At 57.8% G+C, this 15,651-nt stretch carries 10 protein-coding genes and 1 riboswitch; of the genes, 8 read left to right on the plus strand and 2 right to left on the minus strand.

The window, feature by feature from the left end:
- Window positions 1–56: 56 nt before the first annotated feature.
- From sgrR to thiQ, 4 genes are all read left to right on the plus strand, one after another.
- Window positions 57–1,718: an HTH-type transcriptional regulator SgrR gene (gene sgrR, locus F3I44_RS08935; RefSeq protein ID WP_150010847.1), complete on the plus strand. Its 1,662-nt coding sequence runs from the start codon at window positions 57–59 to the stop codon at window positions 1,716–1,718.
- Window positions 1,719–1,753: 35 nt separating this feature from the next.
- Window positions 1,754–1,856: riboswitch (TPP riboswitch) on the plus strand.
- 46 nt (window positions 1,857–1,902) lie between these two features.
- A complete protein-coding gene (thiB, locus tag F3I44_RS08940; protein WP_150010849.1) occupies window positions 1,903–2,889 on the plus strand; it encodes a thiamine ABC transporter substrate binding subunit in 987 nt (328 codons plus the stop codon).
- On the plus strand, window positions 2,865–4,472 hold the full coding sequence (thiP, locus tag F3I44_RS08945) for a thiamine/thiamine pyrophosphate ABC transporter permease ThiP (protein WP_150019378.1): 1,608 nt from the start codon (window positions 2,865–2,867) through the stop codon (window positions 4,470–4,472). Before thiB ends, thiP begins: the two co-directional genes overlap by 25 nt.
- Window positions 4,459–5,160, plus strand: a complete 702-nt coding sequence (gene thiQ, locus F3I44_RS08950) for a thiamine ABC transporter ATP-binding protein ThiQ (protein ID WP_150010853.1) — start codon at window positions 4,459–4,461, stop codon at window positions 5,158–5,160. Before thiP ends, thiQ begins: the two co-directional genes overlap by 14 nt.
- 3 nt (window positions 5,161–5,163) lie before the next feature.
- On the opposite strand, the gene F3I44_RS08955 is transcribed toward thiQ, so the two are convergent.
- Window positions 5,164–5,928, minus strand: a complete 765-nt coding sequence (locus F3I44_RS08955; protein WP_150010855.1) for a DedA family protein — start codon at window positions 5,926–5,928, stop codon at window positions 5,164–5,166.
- A gap of 169 nt (window positions 5,929–6,097) precedes the next feature.
- Here F3I44_RS08955 and polB point away from each other — a divergent pair, with 169 nt between their 5' ends.
- The 3 genes from polB (at window position 6,098) to rluA (ending at window position 12,211) form a co-directional block, all read left to right on the plus strand.
- A complete protein-coding gene (polB, locus tag F3I44_RS08960) occupies window positions 6,098–8,458 on the plus strand; it encodes a DNA polymerase II (protein ID WP_150010857.1) in 2,361 nt (786 codons plus the stop codon).
- A 153-nt stretch (window positions 8,459–8,611) separates the two neighbouring features.
- The gene (gene rapA / locus F3I44_RS08965) at window positions 8,612–11,518 is read left to right on the plus strand and encodes an RNA polymerase-associated protein RapA (RefSeq protein WP_150010859.1); all 2,907 of its coding nucleotides are present in this window, start codon (window positions 8,612–8,614) and stop codon (window positions 11,516–11,518) included.
- 39 nt (window positions 11,519–11,557) lie between these two features.
- The gene (rluA, locus tag F3I44_RS08970) at window positions 11,558–12,211 is read left to right on the plus strand and encodes a bifunctional tRNA pseudouridine(32) synthase/23S rRNA pseudouridine(746) synthase RluA (protein ID WP_150010861.1); all 654 of its coding nucleotides are present in this window, start codon (window positions 11,558–11,560) and stop codon (window positions 12,209–12,211) included.
- A gap of 59 nt (window positions 12,212–12,270) precedes the next feature.
- Here rluA and djlA read toward each other — a convergent pair whose 3' ends face one another.
- A complete protein-coding gene (djlA, locus tag F3I44_RS08975) occupies window positions 12,271–13,080 on the minus strand; it encodes a co-chaperone DjlA (RefSeq protein WP_013356743.1) in 810 nt (269 codons plus the stop codon).
- 182 nt (window positions 13,081–13,262) lie between these two features.
- Here djlA and lptD point away from each other — a divergent pair, with 182 nt between their 5' ends.
- Complete coding sequence (gene lptD / locus F3I44_RS08980) at window positions 13,263–15,638, plus strand: LPS assembly protein LptD (RefSeq protein WP_150010863.1); 2,376 nt, start codon at window positions 13,263–13,265, stop codon at window positions 15,636–15,638.
- Window positions 15,639–15,651: the final 13 nt, after the last annotated feature.

The raw sequence follows: 15,651 nt of genomic DNA on the forward strand, positions 1-15,651 counted from the left end.
TGCTCTTAAAATGAGGTAGAAAAAACAGAGCGCTTTTTACCAGGAGTTCCCCTTTTATGTCATCATCACGTCTGAAGCAGCAGTTCATTCGCCTGTGGCAGAGCTGCAAGGGGCAATCGCAGGAGATTACCCTCAATGAACTGGCTGATCTGCTGCATTGCTCCCGACGTCATATGCGTAATCTGCTCAACCGGATGCAGGCTGCTGGCTGGCTGATCTGGCAGGCGGAAGCCGGGCGCGGCAGACGTTCGCAGCTCTCCTTCTGCTATACCGGCCTGGCGTTGCAGCAGCAGCGTGCTGAGGATCTGCTGGAACAGGATCGCATCGATCAACTGGTCCAGCTGGTGGGCGATAAAAACCAGGTGCGGCAGATGATTGGGGCGCACCTGGGACGCAGTTTCCGCCAGGGCAAGCATATCCTGCGGGTGCTCTACTATCGTCCGCTGCTTAACCTGCTACCCGGTTCAGCACTGCGGCGCTCGGAAACGCATATTGCCCGCCAGATTTTTAATGGCCTGACCCGGATAAATGAGGAAAACGGGGAAATCGAGCCTGATATTGCACACCACTGGCAGCAGACCTCTCCGCTTCACTGGCGTTTCTTTGTGCGTCCGGCGATTCGCTTCCATCACGGCAGAGAACTGGAGATGGAGGATGTGCTCGCCACGCTGGAGCGTCAGCGCTCCCATCCTCTCTTTTGCCATATAGAGCAGATTGACTCACCTGCCCCCTGGACGCTGGACATTCGTTTAAGCCAGCCTGACGAGGGTTTACCCTGGCTGCTGGGCAGCGTCAGTGCGATGATCCTGCCGCGCGAATGGCCGACGCTGCGGGATTTTGCCCGCCAGCCGGTTGGCACGGGTCCTTACCGGGTGATACGCAATCAGGAGAGCCAGCTGAAGATCGAAGCGTTTGATGACTACTTCGGGTTTCGCGCCCTGATTGACGATGTCTCTATCTGGGTACTGCCCGACATCAGCGATGAACTGGTCTATGCCGGTGTCCGTCTGCAGGGTGACAGCATTGATGAGATTCAGGAGGAGAGCCGCCTTGAAGAGGGCTGCTACTATCTGCTGTTCGATCAGCGTTCAGAGCAGGGTCGCAACGAGGCGGTACGGCGCTGGGTCAGTTACCTCTTTAACCCCATCGCTCTGCTCAATCATGCCGGTGTTGGTTATCAGCGTTACTGGTTTCCGGCGTATGGCCTGCTGCCGCGCTGGCATCACCGGCGCGACCTGACGCCAGTGGAAAAACCGCCCGGCTTAACCCACCTGACGCTGACCTGGTACAGCCAGCACGTGGAGCATGAAGGCATCGCTAATGCGCTGCGTCCGCTGCTGGCAGCGCATGGCGTCACGCTGGAGACCCGTGAGATTAGCTACGAAAGCTGGTATCAGGGCGACGCGGAAAGTGATATCTGGCTGGGCAGCGTAAACTTCACCCTGCCGCTGAATTATTCGCTGTTCGCGCAGCTTTATGAGATTCCGCTACTGCATCACTGTTTGCCGATCGACTGGCACGGCGATGCGGCCCGCTGGCGCGAGAAAACCCTGCCGCTGGCCGAATGGAGCAAACAGCTGGTTGAAGAAGCCGGTCTGCATCCGCTGTTTCACCACTGGCTGCTGCTGGAAGGCCAGCGCAGTATGCGCGGTGTGCGGATGAATACCCTGGGCTGGTTTGATTTTAAATCAGCCTGGTTTGCGCCACCGGCGCTGTGACGCTTTCGCCCTGGCGCTGAAATGACTAGAATGTGATGTTCTCAACGGGGTGCGGCCTGCCACAAGCAAGCCGCTGAGAGAGACCCGTCGAACCTGATTCGGTTAATACCGACGTAGGGATTTGAGAGGCCTCTGTGCTCAGATCCTTTGCGACTCATCCCCTATTCTCCTGAAGGAGCGCAAAGTGTTAAACAAAGTTCTGCCGGTGCTGCTGTTACTCTCCGCCCCCGTTCTGGCGGCTAAGCCGGTTCTCACGGTCTACACCTACGACTCCTTCTCCGCCGACTGGGGCCCTGGCCCGGCGGTTAAAAAAGCCTTTGAAGCCCAGTGCAACTGCGCGCTTAAATTCGTCACGCTGGAAGATGGCGTCTCGCTGCTGAACCGCGTCCGCATGGAAGGCAAAAACAGTAAAGCGGATGTGGTGCTGGGGCTGGATAACAATCTGGTGCAGGCCGCGCAGAAAACCGGCCTGTTTGCCGAAAGTCAGGTCGACACCTCGACATTAAAACTGCCCGATGACTGGCACAACACCACCTTCGTGCCGTTCGATTATGGCTACTTCGCCTTTGTCTATGATAAAACCCGGCTGAAAAATCCGCCAGAAAGCCTGAAAGCGCTGGTCGACAGTCCGGAGAAGTGGCGGGTGATCTACGAAGATCCCCGCACCAGCACGCCCGGCTTAGGTCTGCTGCTGTGGATGCAGAAGGTCTATGGCGATCAGGCTCCTCAGGCCTGGCAAAAGCTGGCGCAGAAAACCGTGACGGTGACGAAGGGCTGGAGTGAAGCCTATGGCCTGTTCCTCAAGGGCGAAGGCGATCTGGTGCTGAGCTACACCACCTCACCGGCTTATCACATCATCGAAGAGAAGAAAGAGAACTACGCTGCCGCGTCCTTTGCCGAAGGACACTATCTGCAGGTTGAAGTGGCCGCGCAGTTAGCCAGCAGCAAACAGCCAGCGCTGGCGCAGCAGTTCATGACGTTTATGGTTTCGCCTGCGTTCCAGCGCACCATCCCCACCGGCAACTGGATGTACCCGGTGATCGACACGCCACTGCCTGCCGGTTTCGCGGCGCTTACTGTGCCTTCTACCGCCCTGCAGTTCTCGCCGGAAGAGGTTGCCAGCCAGCGCTCGGGCTGGATTAGCCAGTGGCAACGCGCCGTCAGCCGCTGATGCCGCGCTGGCTGATTCCCGGTTCCCTCGCCACAGCGTTATTGACACTTGTGGCGTTTCTGGCCTTCGGCGCACTATGGCGCGCCGCGCCGGACACGGACTTACGTGGCGTGCTGCAGGATGACTACCTGCATCACGTTATCGCGTTCTCTTTCGCTCAGGCGCTGCTCTCCGCCCTGCTGTCGCTGCTGCCTGCAGTGCCGCTGGCGCGGGCGCTCTATCGACGTCGTTTCCCAGGCCGCCAGCTGCTGCTGCGCCTGTGTGCCATGACGCTGGTGCTGCCGGTACTGGTCGCGGTGTTTGGGCTGCTGACCGTCTACGGTAGCAATGGCTGGCTGGCGTATCTGTGCCAGCTGCTCGGCATCGGTTATTACTTCTCGCCCTATGGCCTGTCGGGCATCTTGCTGGCGCACGTCTTCTTTAACCTGCCGCTGGCGACCCGCCTGATGTTGCAGGCGCTGGAGAGCATCCCGGCGGAACAGCGTCAGCTGGCGGCACAGCTCGACCTGCGCGGCTGGCACCATTTTCGTCTGCTGGAGTGGCCGTGGCTGCGGCGTCAGCTGCTGCCGACCGGCGCGCTGATCTTTATGCTCTGTTTCGCCAGCTTTGCCACCGTGCTGTCGCTGGGCGGCGGTCCGCAGGCCACCACCATTGAGCTGGCGATATTCCAGGCGCTGAGTTATGACTACGATCCCGGACGTGCGGCGCTGCTGGCGCTGATCCAGCTCGGCTGCTGTCTGACGCTGGTGCTACTCAGCCAGCGCTTCAGCAAAGCGATTCCCGCGGGAACCAGCCAGCTGAACGGCTGGCGCGATCCGCAGGATTCCCGTGCGGCACAGCTGATGGATGCGCTGCTGATCGGGCTGGCGCTGATCCTGCTGCTGCCTCCGCTGGCGGCGGTCATCGTCGATGGTCTGCACGGTGGAGTGCGAGGCGCGCTGGCACAGCCTGCACTATGGCAGGCCACTTTGACTTCATTGCGCATCGCCATCGGTGCCGGTCTGATCTGTGTGGTGCTGACCATGATGCTGCTGTGGAGCAGTCGGGAACTGCGTCTGCGTCAGCGTCCGGCGGCGGCACAGTTGATCGACACCAGCGGCATGCTGATACTGGCGATGCCAGGCATTGTGCTCGCCACCGGCTTTTTCCTGTTGTTCAACGCCACCATCGGCCTGCCCGAGTCGGCCGACGGGCTGGTGATCTTTACCAATGCGCTAATCGCTATTCCCTATGCGCTGAAAGTGCTGGAAAATCCGATGCGGGATGTCGCAGAGCGCTATGGCAGACTCTGCGATTCTCTGGATATCCACGGCTGGAACCGTCTGCGGCTGATTGAGCTGCGGGCGCTGAAGCGTCCGCTGGCTCAGGCACTGGCCTTTGCCTGCGTGCTGTCGATTGGTGATTTTGGCGTGGTGGCGCTGTTTGGCAGCGCCGACTTCCGCACGCTGCCGTTCTACCTTTATCAGCAGATTGGTGCCTATCGCGGCGCAGATGGCGCGGTCACTGCCCTGCTGTTGCTGCTGCTCTGCTTATTGCTGTTCACGCTAATGGAAAAATTACCAGGCCGCCATGCTGACACTTGATAACCTCACTTACCTTTATCAGCATCTGCCGATGCGCTTCAGCCTCAGTGCCACACGCGGCGAGCGCATCGCGATCCTCGGACCCAGCGGAGCCGGTAAAAGCACGCTGCTGAGCCTGATCGCCGGTTTCCTTCCGGTGAAACAGGGTACTCTGATCATTGACGGCCAGGCGCACACTCACAGCGTCCCGGCCAGACGGCCGGTTTCCATGCTGTTTCAGGAGAACAACCTGTTTCCGCACCTCAGCGTGCAGCAGAATATGGCGCTGGGACTGCATCCGGGATTAAAACTCAGCGCTAAGCAGCGTCAGCAACTGATGGTGCTCGCCGAGCAGGTGGGATTAGGCGATCTGCTGACCCGTCTGCCGGGCGAACTGTCGGGCGGACAGCGACAGCGCGTGGCACTGGCACGTTGTCTGCTGCGTGATCGTCCGGTGCTGCTGCTGGATGAGCCTTTTTCTGCGCTGGATCCGGCGCTGCGTGGCGAGATGCTGCAACTGGTGCGTTCAGTGTGCGAAGCGCGCAGCATCACGCTGCTGATGGTGTCGCACAGTCTGGAAGATGCACAGCAGATTGCGCCACGCAGCGTGGTGATTGTGGATGGACGGGTGTACTGGGATGGGGAGACCCGACAGCTGCTATCGGGCGATACGCGGGAGGCCGAGGTGCTCGGCATCCCGCGTCGTTAAGCATCAGGCGATGAAAACCTGCCACAGCAGATGCCGGAAAACCGGCATCATCGGATGGAACTGAATGCCGACGAACGCCGCCACGGCGATCACCAGCCCCAGCGGTCCTGCCCAGCGCAAACGCTCAGGCGGCAGCCAGGCCGTGGCCCAGTCGCGGCTTTTGCCGCTGCGCCACCAGCGCCAGCCTAACCAGCCGCCAAGCCAGATCAGCAGCGCTGCGCCGAGTAACAGCCATTTAAAGCTGCCCCCCTGCGCCGCTTTTGGCACGTCAATTGCCACTCCTGCCAGAATACCGGGCAGCAGATAGAGCGGCGGCCAGAGAATGCAGCCAATAAGGTTCGGTGGCAGAAATTTACGCACCGGCAGCTCCAGCATACCGGCCGCCAGCGGGATCAGCGGACGCGTCGGGCCGACAAATCGCCCGACAAGAATCGTAAACATGCTGTGCTGATGCAGGGCGTGCTCGGTTTTATCCAGCAGGCCTTTATATTTTTGCAGATACTTCCAGCGATGCAGCGGCCCCTGGAATTTCCAGCCAATGCCGTAGGAGACCCAGTCACCGATCAGGCAGCCGGCAAAGCCCGCAGCCCAGGCAGGATAAAGGCCAAGTTCGCCACTGCCGATCAGCGCGCCCAGACTGGCCATCATTACCGTACCTGGCAGCAACAGCCCGACCAGCGCCAGCGACTCCAGAAATGTCACCAGCGCAACGGCAAACAGCGCCCACTCCAGAGACTGCGTAATCAGTTGTTGAATCCAGGCTTCCATAGTCGTCCTTAGTAAAAGCAGAATGCTGGATTGTCCAGAGCCAGCCACACAGCGTCAAGGCAAGAATTGTAGGACAATGTTGACAAAACTCAGTAACGGGAACTGTATAAATATCCATGGTATACTTACGCGGTTTTCTCACCCCTGAATTGCTGAGTCCGGAGAACATCTGAATATGCCCCGCGCAGGTTTTCTGCTCACCCGCCACTGGCGCGACAGCCCGCATGGCACCGAAATTATCCTCTGGCTTGCCACCGATGCCGGCGCGCAGCGTGTGGTGCTGCCGGTGCAGGAGTCTGTCGCGTTTATTCCTGAAGAATTTCAGGCGCAGGTCAGCGAATTACTCAAAGATGAGCGTCAGTTTCGGATTCAGTCGCTGGCGCTGAAAGATTTCCGCCGCCGCCCGGTTTTTGGCCTCTACTGCCCGCAGAACCGTCAGCTACAGCGCATCGAAAAGCGGCTGCGCGAGCAGGGCATTCCGGTCTACGAGGCAGATATCCGTCCGCCGGAGCGCTACCTGATGGAGCGTTTTATTACCGCACCGGTCTGGTTTGACGGCGAGCAGCGCGGCGACAGCGTGGTTAATGCGCGGCTCAAACCTCATCCCGACTATCGCCCGCCGCTGAAATGGGTCTCACTGGATATTGAAACCACGCAGCACGGCGAGCTTTACTGCATCGGGCTGGAGGGGTGCGGTCAGCGCCAGGTCTTTATGCTCGGCCCGCCAAACGGTGATGCCAGCACGCTGGATTTTGAGCTGATCTATCTCGATAGCCGCCCGCAGCTGCTTGACGCGCTGAACCAGTGGTTTGCAGAGCATGACCCGGACGTATTGATTGGCTGGAACGTGGTGCAGTTTGACCTGCGGGTGCTGCAGAAGCATGCCGACCGCTACGGCATTCCGCTGCGTCTTGGCCGCCAGCAGATGGCGCTGGAGTGGCGGGAACATGGCTTCAAACCGGGCGTTTTTTTCGCGCAGGCCAGCGGCCGGTTAATTATCGATGGCATCGATGCACTGAAATCGGCGTTCTGGGATTTTCCGTCGTTCAGCCTGGAGTCGGTATCACAGCAGCTGCTGGGTGAAGGGAAAGCGATCGATAACCCCTGGCAGCGCATGGAGGAGATCAACTGGCGCTTCGCCAACGATAAACCGGCGCTGGCACGTTATAACCTGAAAGACTGCGAACTCGTGACGCGCATTTTTCATAAGACGGCGATTATGCCGTTTCTGCTGGAACGTGCGGCGGTAAATGGCCTGGCCGTCGATCGCCACGGCGGTTCGGTGGCGGCTTTTGGTCACCTCTATATCCCGCGGATGCATCGTGCCGGTTTTGTCGCCCCCAACATGGGCGATGTCGCCCCGGAAGCCAGTCCGGGCGGCTATGTGATGGATTCGCGCCCCGGCCTGTATGACTCGGTACTGGTACTGGATTACAAAAGCCTCTATCCGTCGATTATCCGCACCTTCCTGATCGACCCGGTGGGTCTGGTAGAGGGTCTGGCTCATCCGGATGATGCCGATTCAGTCGAAGGTTTCCGCGAAGCGCGTTTCTCACGGCATACCCACTGCCTGCCTGCAATTGTTGAGCAGATCTGGCTGGGTCGTGAAGCGGCGAAAAAGCAGAACAATCAGCCATTGTCCCAGGCGTTGAAGATCATCATGAACGCCTTTTATGGCGTGCTGGGAACCAGCGCCTGCCGCTTCTTCGATCCGCGTCTGGCCTCCTCGATTACCCTGCGCGGTCACGCCATCATGCAGCAGACCCGCGCACTGATTGAGGCAGAGGGCTATGACGTTATCTATGGCGATACCGACTCCACCTTTGTCTGGCTGAAGTCCGCTCACAGCGAAGAGCAGGCCGCCGCAATCGGGCAGCAGCTGGTGCAGAAAGTGAATGCCTGGTGGCGTGACCACCTCCAGCAGACTCAGGGACTGACCAGCGCGCTGGAACTGGAGTATGAAAGCCACTTCTGCCGCTTCCTGATGCCGACCATTCGCGGCGCGGAACAGGGCAGCAAGAAACGCTACGCCGGACTGATTCGTGACGCTGCCGGTGAGCGCATGGTCTTCAAGGGACTGGAGTCGGTACGAACCGACTGGACGCCGCTGGCCAAACAGTTTCAGCAGCAGCTCTACCATCGTATTTTTCACCGTGAGCCATGGCAGGACTACATCCGCATGACCGTCGCGCAGTTGCTGGCGGGTGAACTCGACGATCAGCTGATCTACAAAAAGCGTCTGCGGCGGCCGCTGAATGAATATGAACGAAACGTGCCTCCACACGTACGTGCCGCCCGGCTGGCCGATGAGCAGAATCGTAAATTAAACCGGCCATTGCAGTACCAGAAAGGTGGCCGTATTCGTTACGTTATGGCGACGGCAGGCCCGGAGCCACTGGAGGCGCGTAGCACGCCGCTGGACTATGACCACTATGTGACGAAGCAACTTCAGCCGGTCGCAGAGGGCATTCTGCCCTTTGTGGGTGGGGATTTTGCTACACTGATTACCGGGCAACTGGGGCTTTTTTGACAGGTGACGAACGCCCTGCCATCCAGTACCATAGCGCCCTTCCTGAAACTCACCGCTCTTACTCCCGCTCCAGGCCTTGTTTGTCTGGCGGTAACGCTATTGCCTGAGCTTTGGGAACACCTCTAAAAACGTTAAAATTTGAGCAAAAAAAATATGGTTTTTACATTAGGTCAGCGCTGGATTAGTGATACGGAAAGTGAACTGGGACTGGGCACCGTGGTGGCGATCGATACCCGCATGATCACCCTGCTGTTTCCGGCCACGGGGGAAAACCGCCTCTACGCCCGCAACGATTCGCCGGTTACCCGCGTCATCTTTAATCCGGGTGATACCATCACCAGCCACGAAGGCTGGCAGATGCGCGTCGATGAAGTACGCAACGAAAATGACCTGATGACCTATATCGGTACCCGGCTGGATACCGAAGAAAGCGACGTGATGCTGCGCGAAGTGATGCTCGACAGCAAGCTGGTATTCAGTAAGCCGCAGGATCGTCTGTTTGCTGGCCAGCTCGACCGGATGGATCGTTTCGCCCTGCGCTTCCGCGCCCGTAAATACCAGAGCGAGCAATATCGCCTGCCTGTCAGCGGCTTACGCGGTATGCGCACTAACCTGATCCCTCACCAGTTGCATATCGCCCACGATGTCGGCCGTCGCCATGCACCGCGCGTGCTGCTGGCCGATGAAGTGGGCCTGGGTAAAACCATTGAAGCCGGGATGATCATCCAGCAGCAGCTGCTGGCGGGTCGTGCTGAGCGTGTCCTGATCGTGGTGCCTGAAACCTTACAGCACCAGTGGCTGGTTGAAATGCTGCGCCGCTTCAACCTGCGCTTTGCGCTGTTTGATGACGATCGCTACACCGAAGCGCAGCACGACAGCGATAACCCGTTTGAAACGGAACAGCTGATCATCTGTTCGCTCGACTTTGTTCGCCGTAACAAACAGCGTCTTGAACTGCTGGCCGATGCCGAATGGGATCTGCTGGTGGTGGATGAGGCGCACCACCTGGCCTGGTCCGAAGGCGAACCCAGCCGTGAATATCAGGTCATCGAAAAGCTGGCTGAGAAAACGGCCGGGGTGCTGCTGCTGACGGCGACGCCGGAACAGCTCGGCATGGAGAGTCACTTTGCCCGTCTGCGCCTGCTCGATCCGGACCGTTTCCATGATTTTGCTGCCTTTGTTGAAGAGCAGCAGCATTTCCGTCCGATTGCCGATGCGGTTACAGCGCTGCTGGCTGACAAGGCGATCTCCCAGGAGGAGATGAACCGGATCAACGATTTGGTCGGCGAACAGGACATTGAGCCGCTGCTGCAGGTCGCCAACAGCGATCGTGACGGCAAGCTGGAAGCGCGTCAGGAGCTAATCGCCATGCTGATGGACCGCCACGGCACCAGCCGCGTGCTGTTCCGAAACACCCGTAATGGGGTGAAAGGCTTTCCGAAACGCGAGCTGCATCAGATCCGGCTGCCGCTGCCAGCGCAGTATCAGACGGCAATTAAAGTCTCCGGCATTATGGGTACGCGCAAAAGCGCCGAGGAGCGGGCGCGTGACCTGCTCTATCCGGAGCAGATTTATCAGGAATTTGAAGGCGACAGCGGCACCTGGTGGAACTTCGATCCGCGCGTCGAATGGCTGATGGGCTATCTCACCAGCAACCGTAAAGAAAAAGTGCTGGTGATCTGCGCCAAAGCCGCCACCGCGCTGCAGCTGGAGCAGGTGCTGCGTGAACGTGAAGGCATCCGCGCCGCGGTGTTCCACGAAGGTCTGTCGATTATTGAACGTGACCGTGCTGCCGCCTGGTTCGCCTCAGAAGAGAACGGCGCGCAGGTGCTGCTATGCTCCGAGATCGGTTCTGAAGGCCGTAACTTCCAGTTTGCCAGCCGTCTGGTGATGTTCGACCTGCCGTTTAACCCGGACCTGCTGGAGCAGCGTATCGGTCGTCTGGATCGTATCGGTCAGGCGCACGATATTCAGATTCTGGTGCCGTGGCTGGAGCAGACCGCACAGGCGGTGCTGCTGCGCTGGTATCACGAAGGGCTGGACGCGTTCGAGCACACCTGCCCGACCGGCCGTACCATCTATGACAGCGTCCATTCGCAGCTGATCGGCTATCTGGCCGCGCCGGAGAACAATGAAGGCTTCGATGCGTTTATCACTGACTGCCGTAAACAGCACGACGCGCTGAAATCGCAGCTGGAACAGGGTCGCGATCGCCTGCTGGAGCTGAACTCCAACGGCGGTGAATCAGCGCAGCTGCTGGCCAATGCCATCAGCGAGCAGGATAACGATACTGGCCTGGTGAACTTCGCACTCAACCTGTTTGATATCGTCGGCATCAATCAGGAAGATCGCAGCGATAACCTGATCGTGCTGACCCCTTCCGACCACATGCTGGTGCCCGATTTCCCAGGCCTGCCGGAAGATGGCTGCACCATCACCTTTAACCGCGATCAGGCGCTGTCGCGCGAGGATACCCAGTTTATCACCTGGGAACACCCGCTGATTCGTAACGGACTGGATCTGATCCTGTCAGGCGATACCGGCAGCAGCGCACTGTCACTGCTGAAGAACAAGGCGCTGCCGGTGGGGACCCTGCTGGTCGAGCTGATCTATGTCGTTGAAGCGCAGGCACCGAAGCATCTGCAACTGACCCGCTTCCTGCCGCCAACGCCAATCCGTCTGCTGATGGATACTAAAGGCACCAACCTGGCGGGCAAAGTGGAGTTCGAAAGCTTTAACCGTCAGCTGAATGCGGTTAACCGTCATACCGCCAGTAAACTGGTGAATGCGGTGCAGCAGGATGTGCATGCGATTCTGACACAGGCCGAAGAGAGTGTGGTCAGCGAAGCGCGTGCGGTGATTGATGCGGCACGTGCTGAAGCGAACGAGAAGCTGGGTGCTGAGCTTTCGCGTCTTAACGCGCTGAAAGCCGTCAACCCGAACATCCGCGACGATGAAGTCGAGGCACTGGAAAGCAATCGCGAACAGGTGCTGGAAAGTCTCGATCAGGCTAACTGGCGTCTCGACGCGCTGCGCCTGATTGTGGTGACACACCAGTAAGCTCAGGGGCCGCATGGCCCCTTATTTTTGGAAAGCCCCATGGAACCTTACAATCCACCGCGTGAACCCTGGCTGCACATCCTTTATCAGGATGCGCATATCATGGTGGTGAACAAACCCAGCGGTCTGCTCTCGGTACCCGGTCGTCTGGATGAGCATAAAGATAGCGTGATGACGCGGATACAGCGTGATTTCCCGCAGGCAGAATCTGTTCACCGGCTGGATATGGCGACCAGCGGCGTAATGGTGGTGGCGCTGACCAAAGCGGCGGAACGCGAGCTGAAACGCCAGTTCCGCGAACGGGAGCCGTCCAAGACCTACGTGGCCTGTATCTGGGGGCATCCTGAAAAGGAAGAGGGACTGGTTGATCTGCCGCTGATTTGTGACTGGCCAAATCGTCCAAAGCAGATGGTCTGCTTCGAGACCGGCAAAGCCGCGCAGACGGAGTATCAGGTGCTGGAATATCGTGCGGATAACAGTGCGCGCGTGTCGCTGAAGCCGATTACCGGCCGTTCACACCAGCTGCGGGTACATATGCTGGCGCTGGGCCATCCGATTCTGGGGGATAACTTCTATGCGCACCCGGAGGCCAAAGTGATGGCAGCCCGTTTGCTGCTGCATGCGGAGTCACTGACCATTACCCATCCGGCATTTGGTAATGCCATGACGTTTCGTCAGCCCGCCGATTTTTGAAGTCGACTGCCTGTCACCGTGGCCTCCTCTGTTGCAGAAGAGGCCAGGCGTCACAGTGATTACTTAAAGCCTTTCTCTTTGCGAATCAGATCGTACGCTGCCTGAATTTCCTGCGCTTTCTGCTTCGCCATCTCCATCATCTCTGGCGGCAGCCCTTTCGCCACCAGCTTGTCAGGATGATGCTCGCTCATGAGTTTACGGTAAGCGCGTTTGATCGTGGTGGCGTCATCGCTGCTCTTCACACCCAGCACGCTACAGGCATCTTCCAGCGTTGGGCCGCGTTGCGCCTGCTGGAAACCGCCCGAACTGCGCTGACCACCGCCAAACTGCTGGCCACCCTCCATCATGCGCAGGAACTGATCGAACTGGACCCGTGAAATGCCCAGCTCTTCAGCAATCACATAGAGCACCTGACGCTCGTTGGGATGCAGTGAGCCGTCGGCAAAGGCGGCCTGAATCTGGATCTCCAGGAACATCCGAATCAGATCGAACCGGCCAAAACAGGCGCTGCGCAGTTCACGCAATTTACTGCGTAACGGGTAATCCGCCTGCTTGCCTTCGCGGAACGCACGCTGGGCTGCACTGCGGGAGTCGCCGTGCAGCTGCATCCGTTCCATTAACAGTGAAGCAATCTGAATATCCGCTTCCGTGACGCGCCCTTTTGACTTGGTCAGATGGCCCATCACCTGAAAGGTGGTGCTGAAAAACAGCGTCTGTCGGGTCTGATTATTTGAGAAGTAAGCCTTGCCTTGCGCGCCGCGTACTTTGTCAATCATATGACCAATGATCAAACCGATCACAATACCCCAGAAGCCTGCGCCGGAAAGTAATCCCACCGCCAGACCCATAACTTTTCCCCAGTAGCGCATAAACTCCTCAATTCGCCATGCTTGCGGCTGAAAATTGCATTATCATACCTGTCATTTATCTCAGCGCCTAACGGCAACGCTGACAGACCAGGATTAACACTGGCGCAACGCCGGGCAGTAAGTTAGTCTCTGACCCGATTGTCGGCATGATGCCAGTTTTCATGGAATTCTCGATACCGCGTATGAAAAAACATATACCTACTCTGCTGGCCACACTGATCGGCGCAGCCATTAGCCAGCAAGCCTTTGCCGACGATTTGATGTCGCAGTGTATGTTAGGCGTGCCGAGTTACAACCGCCCGCTGGTGAACGGTAATACGAACCAGCTGCCTGTCACTATTCACTCTGATGCCGCGAAAGGGAACTATCCCGATGATGCGGTCTTCACCGGCAATGTAAACATTGAGCAGGGCAACAGCCGTATGCAGGCGGATGAGGTTCAGCTTCATCAGCGTCAGCAGGATGGCCAGACTGCGCCAGTGCGTACCGTCGATGCCCTGGGTAATGTGCACTACGATGACAACCAGGTCATCCTGAAAGGTCCTAAAGCCTGGTCAAACCTCAACACCAAAGATACCAACGTCTGGAATGGTCAGTACCAGATGGTGGATCGTCAGGGACGCGGCACCGCCGATCAGATGAAGCTGCGCGGCGATAACCGCTACACGATTCTGGAAAATGGCTCCTTTACTTCCTGTCTGCCTGGCTCCAACAGCTGGAGCGTTGTGGGTTCAGAAGTGATCCAGGACCGTGAAGAAGAAGTGGCGGAGATCTGGAACGCCCGCTTTAAGCTCGGTTCCGTTCCGGTGTTCTACAGCCCCTACCTGCAGTTACCGATTGGCGATCGTCGCCGGTCCGGTTTCCTGATCCCGAACGCAAAATATGGCAGTAATAATGGCTTCGAGTTCATTCTGCCCTATTACTGGAACATCGCGCCGCAGGCCGATGCGACCATCACGCCGCACTACATCAGTAAGCGCGGCATGAAGTTTGAAAATGAATTCCGTTATCTGACCACGCTGGGTGCCGGTCTGATGGAATTCGACTACCTCGGCTCCGATAAACAGTACGACAACGACAAAGCGCTGCGCGGCATCGCCGAAAATGACAGCTCCGATCGCTGGCTCTTCTACTGGCGTCATGCGGGTGTTTATGACCAGCACTGGCGTTTCAGCGCGGACTACACCAAGGTCAGCGACAAATATTACTTCAACGATCTCGACTCGAAGTACTACAGCTCGACTGACAACTACGCCACGCAGAAATTCAGCATTGGCTATGCCGACACTAACTGGGACGCCACGCTCTCCACCAAAGATTTCCAGGTATTCGGCAATAACAGCAGCAATAACGTCTACCGCGCGATGCCGCAGCTGGACGTTAATCTCTATCAGAACGATATTGGCCCGTTTGATGGCCGGATCTATGCTCAGGCGGTGAAATTTACCAACGTCAGCGATCGCTATCCTGAAGCGACCCGTTTGCACATTGAGCCGACGCTGAACCTGCCGCTGTCAAACGGCTGGGCCAGTCTGGATACCGAAGCGAAGTTCCTGGCGACCCACTATCAGCAGACTGACGTTGATTACTATAACAACGCAGCCAATGGCCTCAGGGGTGATAAGAGCGGCGAACTGGATGAATCGGTCAACCGTACCCTGCCGCAGTTTAAAGTGGATGGACGGCTGGTGTTTGACCGCGATATGAACTCTGCTGCGGGCTATACCCAGACGCTGGAACCGCGCGTGCAGTACCTGTATATCCCGTATCGTAATCAGAGCAACATCTATCCCTACGACTCAACATTGCTGCAAACCGACTACACCGGTCTGTTCCGCGACCGTACTTATAGCGGGCTGGATCGCATCGCGTCAGCCAATGAAGTGGCTACCGGTGTCACCTCGCGTATTTATGATACCGATCTTGTTGAACGTTTTAACGTTTCTGTGGGTCAAATCTACTCGTTTACCCCTTCTCGTACTGGTGTGAATCAAACCAGTAAAGAAGATGATACCGGCAGCCTGATTTGGGCTGGTGATACATACTGGAAAATCAGCGATCGCTGGGGCGTCAGAGGTGGACTGCAATATGACACCAAACTCGACAACGTCTCCCAGGGCAATACCGTACTGGAATACCGTCGTGATGCCGACCGCATGGTACAGCTGAGCTACCGTTACAGCAGCCCGGAATATGTGGCAACGGCGCTGAATAACAGTGCGCTGGTGACAAATCCTATCTACAAAAACGGGATTTCACAGGTGGGCACTACGGCAAGCTGGCCGATTGCGGATGCATGGTCCGTGGTAGGTGCTTACTACTACGATACCCGCAACACGCGTCCGGCGTCGCAACTGGTTGGACTGCAATACAGCTCATGCTGTTACGCGATCCGGGTCGGTTACGAACGCAAAATTAACGGCTGGGAAAACAACGACAGTAAATATGACAACCAAATCTCATTCAACATTGAGCTGCGTGGCCTGAGTCCTAACTATGGCTTAGGCACCAACGATATGCTGCGTCAGGGCATTATTCCTTACCAGCCCGCTTTCTGATGTTGTGATGTTT

The sequence above is a fragment of the Pantoea sp. F_5 genome (genome assembly GCF_008631595.1).
GTDB lineage: Bacteria > Pseudomonadota > Gammaproteobacteria > Enterobacterales > Enterobacteriaceae > Pantoea > Pantoea gossypiicola.

Coding starts and splice junctions, on each gene's coding strand:
- djlA (WP_013356743.1), bottom strand. CDS start 13,080: ATGCGCTACTGGGGAAAAGTTATGGGTCTGGCGGTGGGATTACTTTCC.
- rapA (WP_150010859.1), top strand. CDS start 8,612: ATGGTTTTTACATTAGGTCAGCGCTGGATTAGTGATACGGAAAGTGAA.
- lptD (WP_150010863.1), top strand. CDS start 13,263: ATGAAAAAACATATACCTACTCTGCTGGCCACACTGATCGGCGCAGCC.
- thiQ (WP_150010853.1), top strand. CDS start 4,459: ATGCTGACACTTGATAACCTCACTTACCTTTATCAGCATCTGCCGATG.
- rluA (WP_150010861.1), top strand. CDS start 11,558: ATGGAACCTTACAATCCACCGCGTGAACCCTGGCTGCACATCCTTTAT.
- F3I44_RS08955 (WP_150010855.1), bottom strand. CDS start 5,928: ATGGAAGCCTGGATTCAACAACTGATTACGCAGTCTCTGGAGTGGGCG.
- sgrR (WP_150010847.1), top strand. CDS start 57: ATGTCATCATCACGTCTGAAGCAGCAGTTCATTCGCCTGTGGCAGAGC.